Origin of the sequence: Rhizobium sp. 'Codium 1' (genome assembly GCF_020889605.1) — a bacterium.
GTDB lineage: Bacteria > Pseudomonadota > Alphaproteobacteria > Rhizobiales > Rhizobiaceae > Allorhizobium > Allorhizobium algae.
In genome coordinates this window covers 83,530-106,320 of record NZ_JAJGPW010000003.1, presented here as the reverse complement: position 1 = coordinate 106,320, position 22,791 = coordinate 83,530, and the positions used below count along the sequence as shown (strand labels likewise).

19 protein-coding genes and 1 tRNA gene are annotated in these 22,791 nt (G+C 62.3%); 10 read left to right on the top strand and 10 right to left on the bottom strand.

What is annotated here, in order from left to right; translation table 11 throughout:
* Window positions 1-15 precede the first annotated feature (15 nt).
* The 3 genes from LJE98_RS09965 to LJE98_RS09955 all read right to left on the bottom strand — a co-directional run bounded on the left by LJE98_RS09965 (window position 16) and on the right by LJE98_RS09955 (window position 6,565).
* The gene (locus LJE98_RS09965) at window positions 16-4,179 is read right to left on the bottom strand and encodes a translocation/assembly module TamB domain-containing protein (RefSeq protein ID WP_229575067.1); all 4,164 of its coding nucleotides are present in this window, start codon (window positions 4,177-4,179) and stop codon (window positions 16-18) included.
* 26 nt (window positions 4,180-4,205) lie between these two features.
* Complete coding sequence (locus tag LJE98_RS09960; RefSeq protein WP_420710130.1) at window positions 4,206-6,134, bottom strand: autotransporter assembly complex protein TamA; 1,929 nt, start codon at window positions 6,132-6,134, stop codon at window positions 4,206-4,208.
* 167 nt (window positions 6,135-6,301) lie between these two features.
* Entirely contained in the window at window positions 6,302-6,565 is a 264-nt protein-coding gene (locus tag LJE98_RS09955; protein ID WP_006724501.1) for a glycine zipper domain-containing protein, read from the bottom strand.
* A gap of 321 nt (window positions 6,566-6,886) precedes the next feature.
* Here LJE98_RS09955 and LJE98_RS09950 point away from each other — a divergent pair, with 321 nt between their 5' ends.
* The 4 genes from LJE98_RS09950 (at window position 6,887) to hemA (ending at window position 12,159) form a co-directional block, all read left to right on the top strand.
* Window positions 6,887-7,375, top strand: coding sequence for a (2Fe-2S)-binding protein (locus LJE98_RS09950; RefSeq protein ID WP_229575065.1), 489 nt, complete (start codon window positions 6,887-6,889; stop codon window positions 7,373-7,375).
* Window positions 7,376-7,540: 165 nt separating this feature from the next.
* A complete protein-coding gene (locus LJE98_RS09945) occupies window positions 7,541-9,907 on the top strand; it encodes a xanthine dehydrogenase family protein molybdopterin-binding subunit (RefSeq protein WP_229575064.1) in 2,367 nt (788 codons plus the stop codon).
* A gap of 15 nt (window positions 9,908-9,922) precedes the next feature.
* Window positions 9,923-10,723, top strand: a complete 801-nt coding sequence (locus tag LJE98_RS09940; protein ID WP_229575063.1) for an FAD binding domain-containing protein — start codon at window positions 9,923-9,925, stop codon at window positions 10,721-10,723.
* A gap of 221 nt (window positions 10,724-10,944) precedes the next feature.
* Window positions 10,945-12,159, top strand: a complete 1,215-nt coding sequence (gene hemA / locus LJE98_RS09935) for a 5-aminolevulinate synthase (RefSeq protein WP_229575062.1) — start codon at window positions 10,945-10,947, stop codon at window positions 12,157-12,159.
* Between the two features lie 78 nt (window positions 12,160-12,237).
* On the opposite strand, the gene dxr is transcribed toward hemA, so the two are convergent.
* Window positions 12,238-13,422, bottom strand: coding sequence for a 1-deoxy-D-xylulose-5-phosphate reductoisomerase (gene dxr, locus LJE98_RS09930; RefSeq protein WP_229575372.1), 1,185 nt, complete (start codon window positions 13,420-13,422; stop codon window positions 12,238-12,240).
* A gap of 107 nt (window positions 13,423-13,529) precedes the next feature.
* Between dxr and LJE98_RS09925 the strand changes: the two genes are divergently transcribed.
* Window positions 13,530-15,377, top strand: a complete 1,848-nt coding sequence (locus LJE98_RS09925; RefSeq protein WP_229575061.1) for a heavy metal translocating P-type ATPase — start codon at window positions 13,530-13,532, stop codon at window positions 15,375-15,377.
* Between the two features lie 25 nt (window positions 15,378-15,402).
* On the opposite strand, the gene LJE98_RS09920 is transcribed toward LJE98_RS09925, so the two are convergent.
* Window positions 15,403-16,146 carry a BON domain-containing protein gene (locus tag LJE98_RS09920; RefSeq protein ID WP_229575060.1) on the bottom strand — a complete coding sequence of 248 codons (744 nt, stop codon included), beginning with the start codon at window positions 16,144-16,146 and terminating at the stop codon, window positions 15,403-15,405.
* 158 nt (window positions 16,147-16,304) lie between these two features.
* On the opposite strand from LJE98_RS09920, the gene LJE98_RS09915 reads away from it, so the two are divergent.
* The gene (locus LJE98_RS09915; RefSeq protein WP_229575059.1) at window positions 16,305-16,805 is read left to right on the top strand and encodes a ferritin-like domain-containing protein; all 501 of its coding nucleotides are present in this window, start codon (window positions 16,305-16,307) and stop codon (window positions 16,803-16,805) included.
* A 66-nt stretch (window positions 16,806-16,871) separates the two neighbouring features.
* On the opposite strand, the gene LJE98_RS09910 is transcribed toward LJE98_RS09915, so the two are convergent.
* Window positions 16,872-17,963, bottom strand: a complete 1,092-nt coding sequence (locus tag LJE98_RS09910) for a DNA topoisomerase IB (RefSeq protein WP_229575058.1) — start codon at window positions 17,961-17,963, stop codon at window positions 16,872-16,874.
* Complete coding sequence (locus LJE98_RS09905; protein WP_229575057.1) at window positions 17,960-18,487, bottom strand: sigma-70 family RNA polymerase sigma factor; 528 nt, start codon at window positions 18,485-18,487, stop codon at window positions 17,960-17,962. Before LJE98_RS09905 ends, LJE98_RS09910 begins: the two co-directional genes overlap by 4 nt.
* A gap of 425 nt (window positions 18,488-18,912) precedes the next feature.
* On the opposite strand from LJE98_RS09905, the gene LJE98_RS09900 reads away from it, so the two are divergent.
* The 3 genes from LJE98_RS09900 to LJE98_RS09890 all read left to right on the top strand — a co-directional run bounded on the left by LJE98_RS09900 (window position 18,913) and on the right by LJE98_RS09890 (window position 19,808).
* Window positions 18,913-19,245: a hypothetical protein gene (locus LJE98_RS09900; RefSeq protein WP_229575056.1), complete on the top strand. Its 333-nt coding sequence runs from the start codon at window positions 18,913-18,915 to the stop codon at window positions 19,243-19,245.
* Between the two features lie 116 nt (window positions 19,246-19,361).
* Window positions 19,362-19,550, top strand: a complete 189-nt coding sequence (locus LJE98_RS09895) for a hypothetical protein (RefSeq protein ID WP_229575055.1) — start codon at window positions 19,362-19,364, stop codon at window positions 19,548-19,550.
* 69 nt (window positions 19,551-19,619) lie between these two features.
* A complete protein-coding gene (locus LJE98_RS09890) occupies window positions 19,620-19,808 on the top strand; it encodes a hypothetical protein (protein WP_229575054.1) in 189 nt (62 codons plus the stop codon).
* 24 nt (window positions 19,809-19,832) lie between these two features.
* Here LJE98_RS09890 and LJE98_RS09885 read toward each other — a convergent pair whose 3' ends face one another.
* From LJE98_RS09885 to LJE98_RS09875, 3 genes are all read right to left on the bottom strand, one after another.
* Window positions 19,833-20,075 (bottom strand): hypothetical protein, encoded by a 243-nt coding sequence (locus LJE98_RS09885; RefSeq protein ID WP_229575053.1) that lies wholly within the window; start codon window positions 20,073-20,075, stop codon window positions 19,833-19,835.
* A 128-nt stretch (window positions 20,076-20,203) separates the two neighbouring features.
* Window positions 20,204-20,280, bottom strand: a tRNA-Arg gene (locus LJE98_RS09880).
* Window positions 20,281-20,346: 66 nt separating this feature from the next.
* A complete protein-coding gene (locus tag LJE98_RS09875; RefSeq protein WP_229575052.1) occupies window positions 20,347-21,510 on the bottom strand; it encodes a M20 aminoacylase family protein in 1,164 nt (387 codons plus the stop codon).
* A gap of 189 nt (window positions 21,511-21,699) precedes the next feature.
* On the opposite strand from LJE98_RS09875, the gene LJE98_RS09870 reads away from it, so the two are divergent.
* Entirely contained in the window at window positions 21,700-22,791 is a 1,092-nt protein-coding gene (locus LJE98_RS09870) for a D-alanyl-D-alanine carboxypeptidase family protein (protein WP_229575371.1), read from the top strand.

Here is a 22,791-nt window from a genome sequence, read left to right as displayed (position 1 = left end):
CGCCCCGGAGGCTCGTCAGTATTCATTCTCGTAGAAGATACCGCCTCCGGCACCCGCGCCGCCGGCTTCACCCTTCAGCTTCACGCCGCGGCCGATGTCGAGATTGATCACCGCCTTCGCCCCACCGCTGCCGCTCTGTTCCAGCTCGATATAGGTGCGGTCGTTGAGGTATTTTCCGGCGCTGATGCTGGTGCCGCCAGTTTCGTCGGTGGAGATGTCGAGATCGTCGACGCCGAGCGTGCTGCGCAGCGACTGGAACAGCGAGCTGCCGCTCCCGCCGGCGAGTTGCGCTGCGGCATCGGCAAGCTGTGCGATCTGCAGCGGCGAGAGCCGCGACAGCGACTGGCCGAAAATCAGCTGCGCGAGGATTTCGTCCTGCGGCAGGGAAGGTGTCGAACTGAAGCTGACCTGCGGATTGCTCGCAAGCCCGGTCAGGAGAATGACAATCGTGGCATCGCCCGAGGTCGTGGTCGCTTCGAGATCGAGCAAGGGCACGAGGTCGCCCCCAAAGGTGATGGTCGCCCGCGTGATGTCGAGGCGCTTCGTCAGGATCTGCATGCGGCCGCGTCGGAGATCAAAGGCTCCGGACACCGCGGGGGCTGCGGCGGTACCTGTCAGCCTGATCGTGCCGCCCAGCTCTGCGTCGATCCCACGTCCGCGCACAAAAGTCTGAGTGGGTGATGAAATCGTCAGATCGAGCACGATCGGTGCGCTGGAGCTGCGACCTTCCGCCGGATTTTTCTCACCCTGTTGTCGCAGGATCGCGGGGGGAGCATGCAGATGCACGATGTCCAGCTCGCGCAAGCTCGCGGGCTGGCTTTCAGAGAGCGTGATCGAGGTGCGCGAAAGGTTGATGCTGCCGGCGAGCCTTGGTCCGTTCAGCAGTTGTCCGGTGAGGGTCAGCTGGCCGTCTGCCGTGCTCGCGACGGTCGTTCCGTCGACATAGACGGCCTGGTCGAGATCGATGGTCAGATCAGCCGGCAGGCCTGGCGCCGTGATGTCGATGAAGCCGCGAGCAGAGACCCGGCCGCCCGCGGCGAGATTGCCGGTCAGACTGCCGATCTCGGCGCGCGTGCCTGTCAGGTTCACCGTCGTTGCGATCTGTTCGATCGCAAGATTGCGCCGGACGTCGATGACGCGGGCGCCACTGGTCGAGACCGTGCCGGTGATGCTCGGGGCAGAGCCGGTGCCGCCGATCGTCAGGTTCACAGTCGCATTGCCTTCGGCGACGAAGCCCTGGGCTCCGAGCTGGCCATTGGCGGCAGACAGAGGGACATCGCCCTGGATCCTGATATCGAGCCCCGGTCCATTCTGCAGGGAGACATTGCCGCCTGCCGTGAGCCCGATGCCGCCGCCGTTGATCCGGCTGTCGAGGGTAAGGCTCTGGTTCTCGAACCGTCCGTTTGCGGTGATCTTGAATGGCACGAGACCGGCACCGCGCGTCTGCGCAATCGCTGCGCCCTGCCAGTCGAGGTGGTAATCTGCGACCGGCGCCGAGGGCACGCCACCGACTTCAACAGTTCCCGAAATGGTGCCTTCCGGCGCGATCTCCGGCGCCAGGGCAGCTGCGAGCGAAGCCGGAAGTGCCCTTATATCCACGGAGAGATCGAGCGTGTCACCAACTGTGCCGGAGAGTGCGAGACGCCCGGAACCGGCAGTGATGACCGTCTCGGCAATGGAGACGGCACCATCGACAATCCGGATGGATGTCGGAGAGGCCAGCGCCAGCGCAATGCCGCGGGGCGCGGCGCGCAGTTCTTCGACGGCGACCAAGAGTTCCCCGCCGCCCTGGCTCAGAGCCCCGCGCAGAACCACAGGCGCGTTGTCGTATCGTCCGGAAAGATCGAAATCGGTGTCGGAGCCGGAGCGCGTGAATTCGAGCGCCAAGCTGTCCAGCCTGTTCGCACCGGAGGCGACGCCGTCTGCACTTATGGTGCCCTTGGCGGCGAGGGCCGCCATGTCGGTGACTGTCAGGTCGATGCGCGGTTCGGCGATCACGAGATCGCCCTGCGTGATCGTTGTGCCGGTCGCCTCGATATCGGCTGCGATCTGCCCTTGCTGGGATCGGATCGCGACCTTACCCTTGAGGTCCCCGCCCACGTTCTGGCCGGCGAGTGCGGCAAGCAGGCTGATGTCGGGGAAGTCGAATGACACATCGCCGCTTGGCAGCAGATTCTGCCCGAGATCGAGTGCGCCTGTCAGGCGGTTTGGTCCGATTGCGAGGTCGAGAGCATCGACCTTCGTCTGCCCGTCCGTGCTCATGACCCGTGCCTTGGCCTCAAGCGGTTTGCCGTCGATCTGGCCGGTCACCGTCAGATTTCCGCTCGGCGCCACACGGTTGGCCACGCCTTCGAGCTGGAGCGCGAGATCCTCGATCCGATAGCCCGCTGCTTCACCCTGCTCGACTGCGAGATTGACGGTCGCCTCCACGGCGTCCAGGGGACCGGAGGCCGAGAGGTTGAAGGACGCGGGTGCCCGAATCCGCTCGACAAAAAGTCCGATATCGCGAAGCTGGCCGGTCAAATCGGTGGCCAGAATACCGTCCTGGTCAATAGACAGCGATCCTTCCGCCTGGGCGATATCGGTGGACAGCACGATCTCCCTGAGGGCGACGGCGCGTGGCGCGACGAAATCAACGCGAGCGGACAGGTCTACCGGTCCCTGCAGGCGATCAGCCAGGGCGGGCGGCAAGAGGTCCGGTGCAGCTTGTACCGCGAGACGGCCCGAGAAGCCGCTCGTGTCGAGTGCGTAGCGTCCGGAGCCCTGCAGGTCGAGGCCATCGCTGTCGAAGGCCAGTTGCTCGAAGGTGATCGCCTCGTTCGAAAGGGTGAGGGGGGCGGTCAGCGCCAGCGGTCCGCGGATATAAGGTCGGATCTCGGCGTCGCGGATATCCGTGCCCTGCACGGACATGCTGATGTTGACAGGGCCCTCACGGTTGGCGATGTCAAAACTTTTACTGTCTGCGTCCAGCATGACGTCCGACAGGGTGCCCTGCGGAACGGTCAGCTCAGCCAGATCGGCGCGCAGTGACAGTGCGGTAGCCGGGGCCTCGCCGCTCACGGCGAGCTCGAGGCTCCTCAGCTTCAAGCCGCCGGTAAACTCGGCCGATTCCGCGGTGATGCTGACGGGCTCGCCCGTTGCCCGCGCCATGAGACGAATGTCGTTGTCGCCATTCGGATCATAGCGTCCAGCCGCCACCACTTCGGCAGAGGCTGTTTCGAAGCGACCTTTTTCGATCACGACCGATCCATCCGCCCCCAGTGCCGCTGCCACGTCGATCGCGGTTTCGCCGGCAAAGATGTCGCGCAGTGCCGGTGGCATCAGGCGAGAAAAGAAGCCGCCGCCCGCCGCCGTTACGGTTCGGGTCCCATCCGCCTCGAGCCGATGCGTGGCGTCGATGGTGATGGTTCGTTCACCGTCCAGCGATGCGATGACCTCGCCCGCCCAGTTGTCGAGCGGGCCGTCGCCATCGATCTCGATCGCGAGTGGCGGCTGACCGGGCAGTTGTAACTGCTGGCCGAGCAGGCCGGCTGCCGGTTCCTGGTAGTCGAGATTGACGCGCAGCTGGTTGTCGTTCGGCGCGTAGAGCAGGTCGATGACAGCATTGTTGCCCGGCTCATCCAGACGGGTCGCGGTCAACCGGCTGCCGATCGTGTCGCCGACAATTTGTAGCGACCCCTGGGCCGATAGCGCGAAGTCGCGCTCCGCGAGTGCTGCGCCGATATTGATCGAGGGCAGGTTGATGGTGGCAATGTCGATTTCGACCGGGAGCGAGAAAGGTTCGTCCGTTTCCGGCTCCGGTTCCGCAGACTGCATAGGCGGGCGGCTGACCGTCACCTGACGCGCGGATATGCGCTCGGCCGTGAAGCGCTTGCGGATCAGATCCCGCGGCGTCCAGTCGAGTGCGAGATCCTCGATCGAGGCATAGACCCCCTGGGCGTCGGAGACCGTGATGCGTTCCACGGAGAACTCGCTGCTGAGCAAGGGCCCGGTTCCGCTCAAGGTGATCTGGCGATTGTCGGTGGAGACGAGTGCGGCAATCCGGTCGGCGAGGAACTGGCTGCCAGTGCGCGAGAAGCCGCCGACCAGGATCACCACGACAAAAAGCGCAATCGATACGGCCACAAGACCGCCCAGGAGACGGAGCGTCCAGGTGAGGATGCGCTTCAACCAGATCATGTTTTCAATTGTCCTGTCTTGCTCGGTCAGAAGCTCTGACCAATGCCGGCATAGATGGCATAACGGCTGCCACCGTCGTAAGCATCCAGCGGCACTGCCACATCCAGCCGCAAGGGGCCGAATGGTGTCATGTAGCGCAGCCCGACGCCTGCGCCCATCTTGATGTCAGAGAAATCGGGCACGGTGTTGTCCGTCACGGTGCCAATGTCGAGAAAAGGCACGATTCCGATCGTGTCCGTCACATTGATGCGGGCTTCCAGATTTGCCGTCAGATAAGAGCGACCGCCGGTGCCCTCGTCCGCGGCATTGTAGGGCGTGATTTCCTGGAAGGAATAGCCCCGCACCGATCCGCCACCGCCGGAGAAGAATCGCCGGGTCGCCGGAATTGCGGAAAGATCTCCGCCACCGACCAGGGTGCCGCCGCTCAGGCGGCCGGCGAGCACGAACCGATCCTCTTCCCCGAAGCCGAGATAGGCAGAGATCGAGCCTTCGAACGAGGTGAAGAAGGTCTGGCCGAAGAAATCGTAGCTGGGTGTCAGCGTCGCCGTGCCGTAATAGCCCTCGGTCGCATTCAGCCGGTTGTCGCGGGTGTCTCTGACATAGCCGATCGGCACGCCGAAGGTCAGGTATTCGTTGCCGTCGCCAAAGGCGTCGTCGATGCTGTCATAGGCCAGTGAAACGCCGGCGCTGACGGTATCGACATCGGTCAGTTCGTAGGCATAGGACACCTTGCCCGTAATTGTGGCTGCATCGTAATAGTCGGTCTCCAGCGTGCTGCCCTTGATGCTGGCCTCAAGCGTTCCGGAGGGAACAAAGGCGCCTGGCTTGATGAAGGTGATGCCGGCCGTGTAGTCGAGCGAAGAGACATCGGAGATATTCTCGAGTTCGCCGAGCCCGCGCACCGCCCCCTCTATCCTGATCGATTCCGCCTGACCGAAAAGATTGCGGTGACCCCAATAGCCCTCGATGCCGCCGCCATCCACCGACGAGTAGCTGGCACCGATGCCGAAATAGCGGTGCTTGCCTTCCGAGACGACGATGCCCACCGGGAGCGATCCGTCCGCTTCGAGCCCCTCAGCTTCGTTGACTGTGACCGAAGAGAAGACACCAAGCGTGCGTAGTCTTTCTCCGGCCTTGCGCAATTGTTCGGGGGAGTAGGTCTGGCCGGGCCTCAGGCGCGAATAATATGCGATGAAGTTCGAATCCACGGCTCGCGCACCCTTGACGGTGACTGCGCCAAGAGGGGCGACCGGGCCTGCCTCGACCGCGATCGTCAGGTCGACCGTCTGCGTCTTGTGGTCGGCAATCACGTCGCGACGCGTCACTTCCGTCAGAGGGCGTCCCTCTTCCTTCAGTTGCAACGCGATTGCGTCAGCCGCCTTCAGAATCGTCAGCGATCCGGCCTTCTGCCCGCGCACGAGATCGAACTCGGCGGGGTCGAGACGGGCAGCATCACCCTCCAGCTTCACCTCGCCCAGCGTAAATGGTTGCCCCGGCTGGATCGCAATCGAGACAGGTACGGGACGCGAACGGTCGAACGTGGGATTGGGTGGCAGGCTGTCGATGTCTCTGCCATCGATCGTAACGGTGACGACGCCGCCATAGAGCGCGTTTTCGTAGAGTGTGGCAATCAGCCGATCGCGATCGTCGCGTGCCTTGATGACGAGGCCGAGATCGCCGGAAACGGGTTGCTCCTCGTCGGCCACCAGGAGAGAGGTGCGCTCCAGCGACTTCCTGAGCGCGCGGTCGGCATCACCTGTATCAAGCGTGATGGCATAGTCGACGGGATCGATAATGTCGCGATCGACTTCGTCTTCGCCGAAAAGGCGAATACCGAATATCTCGAAGGCCTGGGCCTGTGCGGTGATCCCGATGGACGATGTGATTGCGACGGTCAGGGCAAGTCCGAGCCGGAACGCATGACTAAACTTCGGCAATATACCCCATACCCCCACTCGGTCTTGGCATTTCGCTTTCGTCGCGATCTCTCATGCACTCCCCGCCCAGTCGACAACTTAGGCGTATTTGCGTGAAAACGCATACATTTTTTTGCTTGTTTACGTAAAAAGACGGGGAGTGTTGCAGCCCCGCCTTAGTTCTCACAGGTCTGATCGAGCCGAGATCAGTAGCTACGCGGGCAAGCGTCGATGTAGCGGTTGCCGTAGCGGTCGCGGTAGTAGCACTGACCAGGCTGTTCGGACACGCGGCCGATCACGGCGCCTGCAACGCCGCCGATGGCAGCACCGACTGCTGCGCCGCGGACGTTGCCTGTGGCTATGCCACCGATGATCGCGCCGGAGGCAGCGCCGATACCTGCGCCGCGTTCTGTCTGGGTGCAGCCTGCGACCGAAAGGCCGACAAGCATCAGCACAAGAGCTTTTTTCATCTTCATCTCTCCAAGTTCCACGCGTCCGGGCGAGCCGGTCTTGTTTTTGACAGCATGCCAAACCGCTAGAGCTCTGTCCCTGGGCGGCTTCAGGCTTCCATGAGCATAGCCTCGACCAAGGGAAAGTCCATGGTCGAGGCTCACACCCTAGCGGGTGGTTTTATTGCATGAGGCATTGAAGATGAACCCAGGATTTACAGGCGGTTTGATGCTGCAATGCGGTACACATAATTTTCGATTGCGACCTTCTAGACGGTTGCACATGTCACACAAAACTCACACCATGCCCCCGTGTCCGGGAGAGACACGAGGAGGAAAAACATGGCTAAAGTGACACTGACGGTGAATGGCCGGACAGTAAGCGGAGAGTGCGAGGATCGCACCCTGCTCGTGCATTTCATTCGCGACAAGCTTGGTCTCACGGGAACGCATGTGGGCTGCGACACCACCCAATGCGGAACCTGTGTCGTTCACATGGACGGCAAATCGATCAAGAGCTGTTCGATCCTGGCCGTCCAGGCCTCGGGATCCTCGATCACCACGATTGAGGGCATCTCTTCCGGTGGTGAGCTGCATCCGGTTCAGGCGGCCTTCAAGGAACATCACGGTCTGCAATGCGGCTTCTGTACGCCGGGCATGGTGATGACAGCGCTCGACATGATCTGTCGTCACAACGGTGCGCTCGACGAGGCCACCGTCCGCCAAGAGCTCGAGGGCAATATCTGTCGCTGCACGGGCTATCATAACATCGTCAAGGCCGTGCTCTCGGCCAATGAAGCGATGACAGCCGGCCGTCAGGCCGCCGAGTGAGGCGATGAGTGTACGTAGGCAATAGCCCATAGCCACTAGGAACGCTCTGTCAGTGTTGCCTTCCGGCACGGAAATTTGGTCGCGTCCAATGTCATGACGCTGCAAATCCAAACGCTACTGCCTGGTGCTTTAGACCTAATTCCTGTTTCTCTGGAGGAGAAGACAATGGGTGTTGAAGGAATCGGCGCACGCGTGGCGCGCAAGGAAGACAAGCGTTTTCTGACCGGCAAGGGCCGGTATACCGACGACATGGTCGTCCCCGGCATGAAATATGCCTATTTCGTCCGTTCGCCCTATGCGCATGCCCGGATCAAGTCGATCGATGTCTCTGCCGCGAAGGCCATGCCGGGCGTCATCGACGTTCTCGACGGCAAGCAGCTGCTGGCCGATGGCATCGGCAACCTGATCTGCGGCTGGATGGTGCATTCCAAGGATGGCTCGCCGATGAAGATGGGGGCCTGGCGGCCCTTGGCGCATGACATTGTGCGTTATGTCGGCGATGCCGTCGCCATCGTCGTCGCCGACAGCTTTGGCGAGGCACGCGACGCCTCCGAAGCCGTCATGGTCGAATACGAGGAGCTTCCCGTCGTCACCGGCGCCATCGATGCGCTGAAATCGGGCGCGCCACAAATTCATCCGGAAGCCCCCGGCAACCTGATCTTCGACTGGGAGATCGGCGACAGCGCATTGGCGGACGCCGCGATCGCCCGTGCCGCGCACGTCACCGAAATCGAGATCCTCAACAACCGGCTCTCGCCGAACCCGATGGAGCCGCGCGCGACACTTGGCATCTATGACACCGCGGAAGACCATTATACCTGCTACACCACCTCGCAGAACCCGCATGTCGCGCGCCTTGTCATGAGCGCCTTCTACAATGTCGCGCCGGAAAACAAGCTGCGCGTCATCGCGCCCGACGTCGGCGGTGGCTTCGGCTCGAAGATCTACATTTATCCGGAAGAGATCGTCTGTCTCTGGGCCTCGAAGAAAACAGGCGTGCCGGTCAAGTGGACGTCGGACCGCACCGAGGCCTTTCTCACCGATGCGCATGGCCGCGATCATGTGTCGAAGGTAAAAATGGCCTTCGACAAGGACAACAACATCATCGGGCTGAAAGTCGATACGGTCGCCAATCTCGGCGCCTATATGTCGCTCTTCTCGTCCTCCGTCCCGACCTATCTCTATGCCACCCTGCTCTCGGGCCAGTATGCGATCCCGGCGATCCACGCCAATGTCCGCACCGTCTACACCAATACCGTGCCAGTCGACGCCTATCGTGGCGCCGGACGGCCCGAAGCGACTTATCTTCTGGAGCGCACCGTCGAGACGGCGGCACGCGAACTGGGCGTCTCTCCGGCAGACCTCCGCCGGCAAAACTTCGTCCGGACCTTCCCGTACCAGACGCCCGTCATCATGTGTTACGACGCTGGCGATTACGACGCCTCGCTCGACGCGGCCATGGGTGCTGCCGACTGGAACGGGTTTGCGGGCCGAAAGGCGGAAGCTGCCCGGCGTGGCAAGCTGCGCGGCATCGGCATGAGCTGCTATATCGAGGCCTGCGGCATTGCGCCTTCGGCTGCGGTCGGCTCGCTCGGCGCAGGTGTGGGCCTGTGGGAATCGGCCGAGGTCCGCGTCAATGCGGTCGGTACCGTCGAAGTGCTGACCGGCTCGCATAGCCATGGCCAGGGCCATGAGACCACATTTGCCCAGCTTGTTACGGAACGTTTCGGCCTGCCGATCGACAATGTCTCGATCGTGCACGGCGACACCGACAAGGTGCAGATGGGCATGGGTACCTATGGCTCGCGCTCGGGCGCCGTCGGAATGTCGGCCATCGTCAAGGCGCTCGACAAGGTCGAGGCGAAGGCCAAGAAGATCGCGGCCCATCTGATGGAGGCGGACGAGAGCGACATCGTCATCGAAAATGGCGAGCTCAAGGTCGCCGGGACCGACAAGACGCTTCCCTGGTTCCAGGTGGCGCTTGCGGCCTACACCGCGCATAATCTGCCGTCCGGCATGGAGCCGGGTCTGAAGGAAGGCGCCTTCTACGACCCGTCCAACTTCACCTTCCCGGCCGGCTGCTACATCGCGGAAGTTGAGGTCGATGCCGAAACGGGCAAGACCGAGATTATTCAGTTCGTCGCAGCCGACGACTTCGGCAATATCATCAATCCGATGATCGTCGAGGGTCAGGTGCATGGCGGGATCGCGCAGGGCATCGGTCAGGCACTGCTGGAGGCCGTGCATTACGATCCGCAGACGGGCCAGCTGCTGACGGCGAGTTACATGGATTATGCCATGCCGCGCGCGGACGACCTGCCGTCCTTCAATGTCTCGCATCAGAACACCCCATGTCCGGGCAATCCGCTCGGCATCAAGGGCTGTGGCGAAGCGGGTGCGATCGGTTCTCCACCGGCGCTGATCAACGCGATCACGGACGCGATTGGCAACAACAACCTCAATATGCCGGCGACGCCGCTTGCCGTCTGGAGTGCGCTCCAGGCCAATGCGACCCGCCAGGCCGCCGAATAAGGGAGGACCAGGACCATGCACCTCTATTCCACCAGCTACCATCGGGCCTCGACGGTCGAGGATGCCGGCAAGCTTCTGTCCGGTGCCGAGGACGGCAAATTCATCGCCGGCGGCCAGACCCTGATCGCTGCGCTCAAGCAGCGCCTCGCCCAGCCGTCGGACCTCGTTGACCTCAGGCATATCGAGACCCTGAAGGGCATCAAGGTCGAGGGGCGGCGCGTCACGATCGGCGCTGCCGTCACCCATGCGGAGGTCGCCTCTTCGGCGGAAATCCGGGCGGTCTGTCCGGCGATCTCGAACCTTGCCGCGATGATCGGGGATCCGCATGTGCGCCATCTGGGCACGATCGGCGGCTCTGTCGCCAATGACGATCCGGCGGCGGATTATCCGTCGGCCGTGCTCGGCCTTGGTGCAACGGTCGTGACCAGCCGTCGCGAAATCGCGGCCGACGACTTCTTCGTCAGCCTGTTCGAAACGGCATTGGCCGAGGACGAGATCATCACGGCCGTCCGCTTCGATGCGCCCGAGAAGGCGGGTTATGCCAAGTTCGCCAATCCGGCTTCGCGGTACGCGATGACCGGCGTCTTCGTCTCGAAGGGGCCCGGTGGCGTCCGTGTCGCTGTCACCGGTGCCGGCTCTACCGGTGTCTTCCGCCATGCGGGTCTCGAAGCGGCGCTTTCTGCCAACTGGTCGCCGGATGCCGCCGCTGCCGTGGACATCGATTCGTCGGAGCTGATGTCGGATCTCCATTGCACCGCGGAATACCGTGCAAATCTCGTCCGGGTAATGGCCAAACGCGCAGTCCAGTCGTCCTGACGACGCTTCCGTTTCAGAAGGGCTGAAAAAGGGCGGCTTCGGCCGCCCTTTTTTACCGAGTTTGACGCAGATCAAGTTTGCGTTGGTGCAATCCGCTAGTATCTATGTGTGGCCGTTCTAATGTTCGCGCCATTTGTCGCAGTTTAGAATGAATTTACAATACCGGGCTTGACCCCGGCGCCCGAGAGACACAAAAGAGTTTCGTAGACTGGAGTTTAAGCATGGATTTCGAGGCGTTTTTCAAGGATCAGCTCGCGGGGCTTCACGAGGAAGGCCGGTACCGCGTCTTCGCTGATTTGGAACGCCAGCGCGGCAATTTTCCGCGCGCGACCCGCTACACCGAGAACGGCACCGAGGAGGTGACTGTCTGGTGCTCCAACGACTATCTCGGCATGGGCCAGAACCCTATTGTCATCGAGGCCATGAAACAGGCCATCGATGACTGTGGCGCGGGTGCGGGAGGCACCCGGAATATTTCTGGCACCAACCACTATCACGTTCTGCTCGAGCGCGAACTCGCCGACCTTCACGGCAAGGAATCGGCGCTGATCTTTACCTCGGGCTATGTCTCGAACTGGGCAGCGCTCGGCACGCTCGGTGCCAAGATCCCGGGCCTCATCATCTTTTCGGATGCCCTCAACCACGCCTCGATGATCGAAGGCATTCGCCATTCCAAGGCCGAGCGCGTCATCTGGAAGCACAACGACGTCAAGGATCTCGAAGCCAAGCTGGCCGCTGCCGATCCGCGCGCGCCGAAGATGATCGCGTTTGAGTCCGTCTATTCGATGGATGGCGATATCGCGCCGATCAAGGAAATCTGCGATCTCGCCGACAAGTATGGCGCGATGACCTATCTCGATGAAGTCCATGCCGTCGGCATGTACGGCGCCCATGGTGGCGGCATTGCCGAACGCGAAGGCCTGATGCATCGCCTGACGGTGATCGAAGGCACGCTCGGCAAGGCCTTTGGTGTCATGGGCGGCTACATCGCGGCCTCGACGGCGCTTTGCGATTTTGTCCGTTCCTTTGCCTCCGGCTTCATCTTCACGACGGCTCTGCCGCCGGCGCTGGCCGCCGGTGCCGTCGCCTCGATCCGCCATCTGAAGACCAGCCAGGTCGAGCGTTTTGCCCATCAGGAGCGCGTGCGCCGTCTGCGCTTCATGCTCGACAAGGCCGGCATTCCGCATGTGCAGAACCCGAGCCACATCGTGCCTGTGCTCGTCGGTGATGCCGCCAAGTGCAAGTGGATCTCCGACCTGCTGCTCGACAACTGTTCCATCTATGTGCAGCCGATCAACTATCCGACGGTCCCGAAAAAGACCGAGCGGCTGCGCATCACGCCGACGCCGCTGCATTCCGACGCCGATCTCGAGCATCTGGTGTCTTCGCTGCACCAACTCTGGTCGCGCTGCGCCCTGGCGCGTGCGGTGGCTTGATTGAACTAAAATCTCCAAACATTGAAAAACGGGCTGCGGCGACGCGGCCCGTTTCTGATTTGGGCTGGTCGCTTCAGGTCAGGCGGCCCGCCTTGCGATGACCTCTGCCGCCTTGCGGCGCGCTTGCCTGTCGGCCGCATACACGTCGGCAACGGTCTCGGCAGGCACGCCCTCGACCAGCGCGTCCATGACCGTCTCCACCACGTCGGCCATGTCCAGAAACCCTATCTTCTCCTCGACAAAGGCATTGAAGGCGGTCTCTTCTGCGGCGTTGAGGATCGCGCCCTGCAGGCCGCCGCGTTCCAGCGCCGTGCGGGCCAGACGGAGTGCGGGAAAACGGGTTTCGTCCGGGGCTTCGAAATCGAGCCGTGCGAGCTTGGCAAAATCCAGCCGGTCGACGTTGAGCGCCGGGCGCTTCGGATAGGTCAGCGCATAGCCGATGGCGGTGCGCATGTCGGGCACGCCGAGCTGGGCGATAACGGAGCCGTCTGTATACCCCACCATGGAATGGATGATCGATTGCGGATGCACGACGACCTCGATCTGGTCGGGGCTGACGTCAAAAAGGTGCTTGGCCTCGATCATTTCCAGCGCCTTGTTGAACATCGAGGCGCTGCCGACGGAGATCTTCAGGCCCATCGACCAATTGGGATGGGAGCGCGCCGTCTGCACTGTGACATTGGCCATCTGTTCGCGGCTATGGGTGCGGAAAGGGCCACCCGAGGCAGTGAGCACGATGCGCTCGAGCGCGTGGCGCTGGTCGGCTTCAAGACACTGGAAGATCGCCGAATGCTCGCTGTCGACGGGGATCAGCCGTCCGCCGCCCTTCTTCACCGCATCGACGAAGAGATGGCCGGCAGAGACGAGGCATTCCTTGTTGGCGAGCGCGATGTCGGCGCCGCGTGCTGCGGCTTTCAATGTGGGCGCAAGACCTGCCGTGCCGACGATCGCGGCCATCACCCAGCCGGCATCCATATCGGCGGCCTCGTCCAGGCCGCTTGTGCCGGCGGCCACGTCGATGCCCGATCCTGACAGGAGGTCCTTGAGCGTCATGTACTGGCTCTCGTCGGCGGTCACCGCGAGCTTGGCCCCGGTGCGCCGCGCCTGTTCGGCCAGCAGGTCGAGATTGCCGTTGCCGGTCAGCGCCATGATCTCGAAACTGTCGCGGCCGCCGAGCTGGTCAATGACGTCCAGCGTGTTCACACCGATCGAGCCGGTCGAGCCGAGGACTGAGAGGCGCCGGGGCCGGGCATTGTCGATCATGCTTCTTACGTCCGATTGCTTCATGCTCAGAAGGCTCTACAAGGGAAAGAGAAGACCAGCAAGAGAGGTCGGATTCGACCTTTCGCCAGCACCTCTGGAAAGGGAGAATGCCGGACTTGTTAAAGCCGACACGATTGCGTGAAAGCCTGCCGATCCTCCTCGCGGCGCTTGCCTTTGTCTGCCTTGTCGGCGGTGGGGTGTTCTTTCTTGCGGGCCAGTCCGACCAGGCGGCGAGGATCTGGTTCTTCGGCGGCGGTGCCGTGCTCGTCGCCCTCGTCCTCGATATCCTGCGTGCACTTCTGAACGGCCGGATGGGTGTGGATGCCATTGCCGCGCTTTCGATCGGCGTCGGCCTCGCGCTGGGCGAGAACCTCGCCGCCGCCATCGTTGCGGTCATGTATGCCGGCGGGCAGTTGCTCGAAAGCTTCGCCGAAGGTCGCGCCCGGCGCGATATGACGGCGTTGCTCGGACGTGTCTCGCGCACCGCCATGCTCTATCGGAACCAGAGCCTGGAAAGCGTACCCATCGAGGCGCTTCAGCCGCGAGATCGGATCCTCGTGCGCAAGGGCGAAGTGGTTCCTGTCGATGGCCGCCTGCTTGCTCCGTCCGCAGTTCTCGATCTTTCGGCGCTGACGGGGGAATCTCTCCCGGTGCCCATCCAGCGGGGCCATGAAGTGCCGAGTGGTGCCACTGTTCTCGGCGACGCCTTCGATCTGCTGGTGCTGCGCGAATCCGCGGAAAGCACCTATGCCGGCATCGTGCGTCTCGTCGAACAGGCGCAGGCCAGCCGGGCTCCGATGGCGCGCATGGCAGATCGTTATGCGCTTGTCTTTCTCGCCGTTACACTTCTCCTTGCCGGTGGCGCCTGGTGGTGGAGCGGCGATCCGACGCGAGCGCTCGCCGTGCTCGTTGTTGCCACGCCCTGTCCGTTGATCCTCGCCGTGCCGGTTGCCGTGATTGCCGGCATGTCGCGGGTCGCCTCCCATGGCGTGCTGGTGAAGACCGCCGGCGCACTGGAAGCGCTGGCCGCCGTCACAACAGTCGTGGTTGACAAGACCGGCACCATCACCTCGGCACGCCCCGAAGTCGGCGATATCAGGCCGGAACCGGGCTTCACCGCTGATGACGTTCTCGCACTTGCCGCCTCGCTCGACCAGGCCTCGGGCCACGTCGCTGCCGAAGCGCTCGTCCGGGCGGCGACCGCGCGCGGGCTTGCCCTGGTCCTTCCCCAGACTGTCGTCGAGGATGCAGGCCGCGGTCTGTCCGGTCTGGTGGGTGACCGTCGCGTCGCGCTTGGTGGCAGCCGGTATGTTCTGTCCCAGCTTTCGGCAGGTGAAGCCTTCACCCGTACCGGCGTCGACAGCGGCACCGCTATCGTCGCAGTTGGCATTGACGGACGGGCCGCCGGCCTCATTCTGTTGTCCGACCCCATTCGCCAGGATGCGGATGTCGCGATTGCCGCCTTCCGTGCCGGTGGCATCCGCCGCATCGTCATGGCGTCCGGGGACCGTACGGATGTCGCCGAGAAGGCTTCAGCCACGCTCGGCCTCGATGCCGTTGCCGGCGATCTCACGCCGGAAGACAAGCTGGAGCTCATTCGCCGGGAACGCCTCGACGGTGTGGTGATGATGGTGGGGGACGGTGTCAACGACGCGCCGGCGCTTGCCCTATCCGATGTCGGGGTGGCGATCGGGGTGCGGGGTTCCGCCGCCTCGTCCGAAGCGGCAGATGCGGTACTGCTTGCGGATGATCTGGCAAGACTGCCCTTGGCTTGCGGCATCGCCAGGCGATCGCGCAACATTGCCCGGCAAAGTGCCATTGCCGGGCTCGTATTGTCGGGCGGCGCCATGGTGCTTGCCGCCTTCGGCTACCTGACGCCGGTCCAGGGTGCGCTTCTCCAGGAAGTGATCGACGTCGCCGTCATCCTGAACGCCCTGCGCGCCCTTCGTGGCTGAGTTCGCCGGGCAGGCCTGCAGCATGTCAGGCCTGCGTCATGACGCTGCCTTCGCCTGATATCCGGATGCGCAGATTGTTCTGCACATGCTTCACACCACTGACACGTTCGACGCAGTCTTCGGCACGGCGCTTCTCGAAACGGTCGGTCACATGGCCGTCGAGTGTCACCTCGGCGTCCTTTACCGTGACCTCGATGTCCGACGCATCGATGGCCGGATCGTCGGCCAGACGGTCGTTGGCGTCTTCGAGAATGCGTGCGTCCGAGCGGCGATACCCCCTTGGACCCTTGCCGCGATGGTCGTCCATCTCGCGCCGGCGTGCCGCTTCCTCATCACCGAACCAGGATGCAACCTCATCGCTGGCGCGATCAACGAAGCCGCGCCCGTCGCCATGGTCCCGGTCCGGGCGGCCATAGCCGCCGCGATAAGAGGGTCTGTCAGAAGGGTAATAGGCGCGTCCGGCACCCCGGGCATATCGACCGGTGTCATCGCCATAGCCCCGGTCGCTCAATTCCCCGGCATATGCGAGGTCGTCGGTGGTCCAGTCGGCGCGTCCCATGCGTGGATATCGTGATCCACTCGCGCCATAGCCGCCGTCCATCCCGTAGTCGCGCTGGCGTTCCGCGTCATAGCGATCCGCATCCGGTCGGTTTTCGCCGTAGCCGCGCACAAAGCCGCTTTCGCCTGGACCATAGTTTCCCGTCGGCCCGCGGCGCTGACCTTCGCCACGTGGCTGTTCGTTGTCCCAGTTGTAGTTCCGGTTGACCATTGTGTCCTCCTTTCGGTCGGGAAGGCGGGTTCAGCCCGCCTCAGGCCAACTGAGATGTCGCTCGTTCGTTCCTTGTCTGTGGAGGAATAAAGCCAGGAACAAAGGGGCCACGGCGCCGGTTACTGGAGGCATTCACCAACCCCGAGGAGACAGACATCATGGCTACCAAGACACTCGAAGATCTTTTTCACGAAACCCTCAAGGACATCTATTATGCCGAGCGCAAGATCCTGAAGGCGCTGCCGAAGATGGCTCGCGGCGCTCAGAACGAGAAGCTGAAGGCCGCCTTCCAGCAGCACAAGGAAGAAACCGAAGGCCAGGTCGAGCGCCTGCAGCAGGTCTTCGAGATCATCGGCAAGCGCCCGCGCGCCAAGACCTGCCCCGCCATCGACGGCATCGTCGAGGAGGGCGAAGAGATCATGGAAGAATTCAAGGGTTCGCCTGCTCTGGATGCCGGCCTTCTGGCTGCGGCCCAGGCTGTCGAACACTATGAGATCAGCCGTTACGGTACCCTGCGCGCCTGGGCCCAGCAGCTCGGCTACAAGGATGCGGTGAAGCTGCTCGACGAGACGCTTGCCGAGGAATCCAAGACCGACGAACTGCTGACAGAGCTGGCGGAGCAGGCGGTCAACGCGGCGGCACAAAAGAAGGCGGCCTGATCGCTGTCTGCATCCTGATGGAAGGGCCGGTTCTGCCGGCCCTTTTTCAGTTTTTCCAGCAGTGCCTCAGGCCGGGATATCCTTTGCCGCCGGCTGGTTGCGCAGGAAGGCCATCAGCCTGTTTTCATCGACCCGCAACAGGGCACGGGTCGGCGCTGCACGCAGCTGCGCGCGCACTGTCTCGAGATCCGTTGCCTTGTCGGCGAGCGTCAGGATCGCCGGATGGACGTAGCTGGTGCGGCAGATGGTCGGTGTATTGTGCAGCCGGTCCGAAGCCACCTCACACATCTGGCGGATCGTCGGGCGTTCTCCGCCTTCGATCCGTCGCCAGGCTTCAGCGAAGGCCGCCACGCTGCCTCCCCAGGTGCGGAAGGTCTTGGCAGACAGGCTTGCCTTGGTGATTTCGCATAGATAGGCGTTCAGCCGGCCCGAATCGATGCGGTGCAACTGCCCATCCTGGTCCCGCCAGGAAAATAGATCGCGGCCCGGAAGGTCGGCGATTTCCTCCAGTATTTTCTGCAATCGCGGATGCCGCAGCTTTCGCCGCACCCTCGTTCCGCCCTTGGCAATGAAGCTCAGGCGAATGCCATCGGGCTCGAAGGTCAAATGGCGCTTCTGCAGGGTGGTTGCGCCATAGGTGCGGTTTTCCTCGGCATAAGCCCGGTTGCCGACACGCATATAGGTCACGTCCAACAGGCTGATCAGCGCGGATAGAAGGAAATAGCCCTCATCCTCGTGTTCGGCGAGATCGCGGGCAATCCGCCTGCGGATCCCCGGCAGTGCTTCGCCAAAGGCGATCAGCTCGCCGAACTTGCGTTCGCTGCGCCAAGCGGCCCAATCTGCGTGATAGCGATATTGCTTGCGGCCCCTGGAATCATAGCCGGTGGCCTGCAAATGGCTTCGCGGTTCCATGCTGATCCAGACGCGCTCATAGGCGGGCGGCAGGGCGAGGCTGCGAATGCGTGCAAGAAGGGTCGGGTCGTCCACCCGCATGCCGTCGGGAAGGTGGTAAGAGAAGCCCTTGCCTCTCTTCCGCCTGGAGATGCCCGGTTGGGCATCCGTACAATACACCAGCCCGATTTCAGCCAGTTCCGGGGCATCGTCCGGTGAAGGTGCCGAATCAGAGACCGCTGCGGTCGCGCCGTCCGTCTTTGTCATGCGACAGGGCTGTCCGTTCCCATTTCCCCGAGTTCCCGGCGCAGTTGCTGGCGGGCCCGGCTCAGGCGACTTTTCACCGTTCCAACGGCGCAGCCACAGATTTCGGCTGCATCCTCGTAGCGCTCGCCCAGCATGACAATGAGCACCAGCATTTCACGGTGATGTTCCGGAAGCCGGTTGAGCGCCCGCCGGACCTCATCGGCCTGCACCGTCCACTCCTGGCTCGGCTCCGTGGTCAACCGGGCCGTGACGGCATCCGGCAACCCTATCGTTTCGCGGCTGCTTTTCTTGAACCGTGTGCAAAACGTGTTGCGCATGATCGTGAAGAGCCAGGATTTCAGCCTCGTGCCCGGCTCGAACTTGTCGAGATTGGCAAGCGCCTTTGTCAGGGTCTCCTGAACAAGGTCATCGGCTTCTTCCGGTTTCTGGCAGAATGTCCGCGCAAAGGCGCGCAATGCCGGTATCAACTCGACCACTTCGGACTGTGCGGCAAGCTCGGCTTTACGGGTCGTCAAGGTCGCCATCCTCCAATGTCTGTGGCACAAGGCACAATGACGCGAAAACGCACGCCCCATGCCTTGGTTCCCGATAATGCGAACGGTCTGTGAAGCTGGCAAACATCAGCGACGGCCTGCACATCGGTTGAACCGGCCGCGTTTTTCATCTCTGATCTCATCCTGATGAAGAAAGGTGAGCTTGCTCTTCCCGAACGTGTCGAACACAACCTCGCATTCAACGGGATCCGACGTCCGATCCGGTTCTTTGAGATTGATTGTCTGACATGGGCTGCTCATCGGTTCCTCTCAACTCTCGCTCTCCCCCGGGAGCCCGTCGGAGGAACGTCCCGACCGGGCCGTGGTTCCAGAGGGGCGCCGCTTTTTTCGAGTGGAACTATGCCCGGAATCACGGGTTTTCAGGCAGGACGAATCCCAACGGAAGTGAGAGAACCATGACGCATGTGCAAAATGTCGATGGCCAGGGCCAAGTGCTTATCGGCGAGCTTCTCTCGCCCATCACCTATCATGTCGCGGTGGAGCGTCTTGGTTCGCACTATCGCGCCACGGTTGAAATGCAGGCGCCGCGCGACTGGTTGATCCGGCAGGGATTCAAGTCCCGCGCGACGCTGGTCCTGTTGTCCGGAGACCGGATCGAACTCGAACATGACGGCCCGGTGGATGTCTCCGACAGTCTGCGCGTGGTGCTTCAGGGCAAGGCGGTCGACTATGGCGATCGGGAAGCATTGGTTGCGGCCTTTCCAGAGGCTGATGAAAGCCTGAGCTAAGGCGAATGCCGAGATCAGCCGAATTGCTGTTGATCCGGCGCAAACCAGTCGTCGTATCGAGATTTATAGCGGAACATATGCGATGGTTCGCGAGAAGCATGAAGTCGGAGGCCTGAATGGAAAAACCGAAACTCACATCCATCGAGGCTCGCCGCGACCGCACGGGTGGGATCGTACGCGACAAACTCGATGCCCTCATGGAGGACACGCGTCGCGAGGCTGTGCCGCCGCATCTGGTCAAGCTTGCGATCGAGCTGCAGGCAGCGCTCGACGAAAAGCAGACGAGCGCCGAAACCGAAACCTGACAAGGTCGGAACCTTTTGTGCTTGCTTGGGTTGGCCTTGCTGGTCCCCTCAGCCACGAAAGGACACATCATGATCAATTATTTCTGGCTTGCCGTCGTCATGCTCGGTCCGGTTCTGCTCGGCGGTGCCATTTTCTATGCCATCATGAGGCAACGCCGGCTCAGCCGCGGTGAGCGCGTAAACAGCGATGCTGCAGCCCGTGAACTCTACCGGAAGGGTGAAAATGCAGACACTCGCCCCTTCGGTGGGCGTCAGTAGCACCCATGTGGACGGATCGCCGCTTCAACTGAAGCTGCCGCTGCTCGGATCATAGCGTTTGCCATTGGCAATGCAGGCCAGTTCGACGAGGTCGTCCTCGTCGTGAATGCCGCTTTTGACCAGGTACTGGACCAGAGCGGATGCATTTTGCTCCAGGTCAGGGTCCAGATGCTTGCGCCCATATAGGCGCCGGACGGCGCGTTCGACAATTGCGCGTTCGACGGTTGCGCTGTCTTCCTGATTCTTGCCGAGGGGGCTCGATGCCATGGCATTCCCTCCGTTCGAGGCCGACGATAAGAGAGTAAGCACCCGTCAGCGTGGCATGGACCATCATGCCGTATCACGGTTTGAACGCAACCCTAGATTCGCAATGGCGATAACTGACTTGCGTGAAATGGTGATCCCGACGCGATTCGAACGCGTGACCCTCAGATTAGGAATCTGATGCTCTATCCTGCTGAGCTACGGGACCACTTCCTCCTCCATACAAAAGCCGAGCCGGCAAGCCAAGCGGTTTTGCGTGATGCAATGACATGGCTCAGCGCGGCAAGCGCTGTTCGGCGAGGCGCACCCAATAGGAAATTCCCGCGGCGATCGCCTCGTCGTTGAAGTCATATGCCGGATTGTGCAGGCCGGCAGTGTCGCCGTTGCCGATCATGATGTAGGCGCCGGGGCGTGCCTGCAGCATGAAAGCGAAATCCTCGCCCGCCATGCTCGGATCGACTTCGGTGTCGACTTTGTCCGCGCCAACGACATCGATTGCAGCACGCGCCGCGTAATCGGTCTCGGCGGGATGATTGACGGTCACGGGGCAGGCGCGTTCGAATTCATATTCGATGGTGGCACCATGGGCGGAGGCGATGCCGGCTGCGATTTCGCCGATGCGGCGCTCGGCCAGATCGCGCACACCTTCGTCCAGTGAGCGGACTGTGCCGGAAATAAAGGCCTCTTCGGGGATGATGTTGTGGGTCGTGCCGGCATGGAACTGCGTCACGGATACAACCACGGAGCGGAGCGGATTGGCGTTGCGGGCCGCGATGGTCTGAAGGGCTCCGACGATTTGCGCACCGATGACGATGGTGTCGGCTGTGTTGTGCGGTTCGGCGGCGTGGCCACCAAGACCGGTCAGCTTGAGCTGGAACTTGTCGGGTGCGGCCATGATGCCGCCCTTGCGGATGGCAAAGGTCCCGACAGGTCTTCCGGGCATATTGTGCATGCCGTAGATCTCTTCGATGCCGAAACGATCCATCAATCCGTCTTCGACCATGGCGAGTGCGCCGCGCCCGCCTTCCTCGGCCGGCTGAAAGACAACGGCCACGCGGCCGGAGAAGTTGCGGGTTTCGGCGAGATGCTTGGCCGCCCCGAGCAGCATGGCGGTATGGCCGTCATGGCCGCAGGCATGCATGCGGCCCGTGATCGTCGATGCCCATGGCTTGCCCGTGATCTCTTCCAGTGGCAGGGCATCCATGTCTGCCCGAAGGCCAATGGTCCGGCCCGCGCCGCCCGATCCCTTGATGATGCCGACGACACCGGTGCGACCGAGGCCGGTCACGATTTCATCGACACCGAAGTCCCGAAGGCGCGCCTCGACGAAGGCTGCGGTGTTGTCGACGTCGTAGAGGATTTCCGGATTGGCATGCAGATGGCGGCGCCATTCGGTGGCCTCCGACTGAAGTTCGGAGGCTCGGTTCAGAAGCGGCATTCTCTCGTCCTGGGTTCATTCCTAGTCACGCATGACAGGCATCACGTGATTGTCGACCAAGAATGTGCGCCTTTCAATTGACGTATTCAATGGGCTTTGCCATTCCTTCCCTACATAAGATTTCGCCATGCTTTGGCGAGTGACCAGCCGAACAAGAGGATCGAAGTCGTGTTTACGAAACGTCCCCGCATGTTGTCTTCACCCGGATCCATCCGCCGACTGGCGGTCGCCGTCTCGCTGGTAGCCCTGGTTCTGCCAGGTGCCGCCGCCGCCAATCCGATGATGGTCGTCGATGTGGGCAGCGGCCGGGTCATCGCGCATCAGGAAGCCTTCCGAAAATGGTATCCGGCCTCTCTCACCAAGCTGATGACGGCCTATACGACCTTCCGCTCTATGCGATCAGGCGAGCTTTCGCCGGAAACGGTGGTCGTGATGAGCAAGCATGCCGCAGACCAGCCGGCCAGCAAGATGTATTTCAAGCCGGGTTCCAAGCTGACGCTCGACAGCGCATTGAAGCTCCTGATCATCAAGTCGGCCAATGACGTTGCCGTTGCGATCGGTGAAACCGTGAGCGGCAGCGAACCGGCCTTTGTTCAACGGATGAACCAGGAGGCGCAACGGCTCGGCATGACCTCCACCCGCTTCGTCAACCCAAACGGGTTGCCGGGCAAGGGTCAGTATACGACCGCCCGCGACATGGCGCTTCTCGCGGCGACCATCCGGCGTGAATTCCCGGAATATGCAGGTTATTTCGCGCTCGAAGGGGTGACGACGGGCAAGAAGGACTATCCGAACTACAACCTCCTCGTGGGACGGTTCCCCGGTGCTGACGGGATGAAGACCGGTTATGTCTGCGCCTCCGGCTTCAACCAGGTGTCGTCTGCCACCCGCAACGGTCGAACTGTAATCTCTGTCGTGCTCGGGGCCGACAGTCTGGGTGCGCGTGCCGATTTGTCCGCGGATCTCCTGCAGAAGGGGCTGACGACATCCGTCGCCGGCAGCCGGCTGGAGCAGCTCGCGCCTTATGGCGAGGGACAGGACCAAGTGACCGACATCAGCGCAGAGATCTGCAATCCGCAGGCCCGCAAGGTGCGCAGCGAAGGTCGGGACGAGGCCGGTCGCATGAAACTGCTCTCTCCCTATATTCGCGAGATGGGCCGGTCGCCGGCAATGAGTTACGCCGGATTGATTCCGGGCAGCGAACCCGTCCAGACCGCAAAGGGAGGCGGCATCGGCGAGATCGCCAATGTGCCGATCCCGAAGCCGCGTCCGACATTCTGA

Bases quoted from the DNA above. Each gene is read 5' to 3' on its own strand.
- LJE98_RS09965 (WP_229575067.1), bottom strand. From the start codon at position 4,179: ATGATCTGGTTGAAGCGCATCCTCACCTGGACGCTCCGTCTCCTGGGC.
- LJE98_RS09955 (WP_006724501.1), bottom strand. From the start codon at position 6,565: ATGAAAAAAGCTCTTGTGCTGATGCTTGTCGGCCTTTCGGTCGCAGGC.
- LJE98_RS09950 (WP_229575065.1), top strand. From the start codon at position 6,887: ATGGCTAAAGTGACACTGACGGTGAATGGCCGGACAGTAAGCGGAGAG.
- LJE98_RS09945 (WP_229575064.1), top strand. From the start codon at position 7,541: ATGGGTGTTGAAGGAATCGGCGCACGCGTGGCGCGCAAGGAAGACAAG.
- LJE98_RS09940 (WP_229575063.1), top strand. From the start codon at position 9,923: ATGCACCTCTATTCCACCAGCTACCATCGGGCCTCGACGGTCGAGGAT.
- hemA (WP_229575062.1), top strand. From the start codon at position 10,945: ATGGATTTCGAGGCGTTTTTCAAGGATCAGCTCGCGGGGCTTCACGAG.
- dxr (WP_229575372.1), bottom strand. From the start codon at position 13,422: ATGATCGACAATGCCCGGCCCCGGCGCCTCTCAGTCCTCGGCTCGACC.
- LJE98_RS09925 (WP_229575061.1), top strand. From the start codon at position 13,530: ATGCCGGACTTGTTAAAGCCGACACGATTGCGTGAAAGCCTGCCGATC.
- LJE98_RS09920 (WP_229575060.1), bottom strand. From the start codon at position 16,146: ATGGTCAACCGGAACTACAACTGGGACAACGAACAGCCACGTGGCGAA.
- LJE98_RS09915 (WP_229575059.1), top strand. From the start codon at position 16,305: ATGGCTACCAAGACACTCGAAGATCTTTTTCACGAAACCCTCAAGGAC.
- LJE98_RS09910 (WP_229575058.1), bottom strand. From the start codon at position 17,963: ATGACAAAGACGGACGGCGCGACCGCAGCGGTCTCTGATTCGGCACCT.
- LJE98_RS09905 (WP_229575057.1), bottom strand. From the start codon at position 18,487: ATGGCGACCTTGACGACCCGTAAAGCCGAGCTTGCCGCACAGTCCGAA.
- LJE98_RS09900 (WP_229575056.1), top strand. From the start codon at position 18,913: ATGACGCATGTGCAAAATGTCGATGGCCAGGGCCAAGTGCTTATCGGC.
- LJE98_RS09895 (WP_229575055.1), top strand. From the start codon at position 19,362: ATGGAAAAACCGAAACTCACATCCATCGAGGCTCGCCGCGACCGCACG.
- LJE98_RS09890 (WP_229575054.1), top strand. From the start codon at position 19,620: ATGATCAATTATTTCTGGCTTGCCGTCGTCATGCTCGGTCCGGTTCTG.
- LJE98_RS09885 (WP_229575053.1), bottom strand. From the start codon at position 20,075: ATGGCATCGAGCCCCCTCGGCAAGAATCAGGAAGACAGCGCAACCGTC.
- LJE98_RS09875 (WP_229575052.1), bottom strand. From the start codon at position 21,510: ATGCCGCTTCTGAACCGAGCCTCCGAACTTCAGTCGGAGGCCACCGAA.
- LJE98_RS09870 (WP_229575371.1), top strand. From the start codon at position 21,700: ATGTTGTCTTCACCCGGATCCATCCGCCGACTGGCGGTCGCCGTCTCG.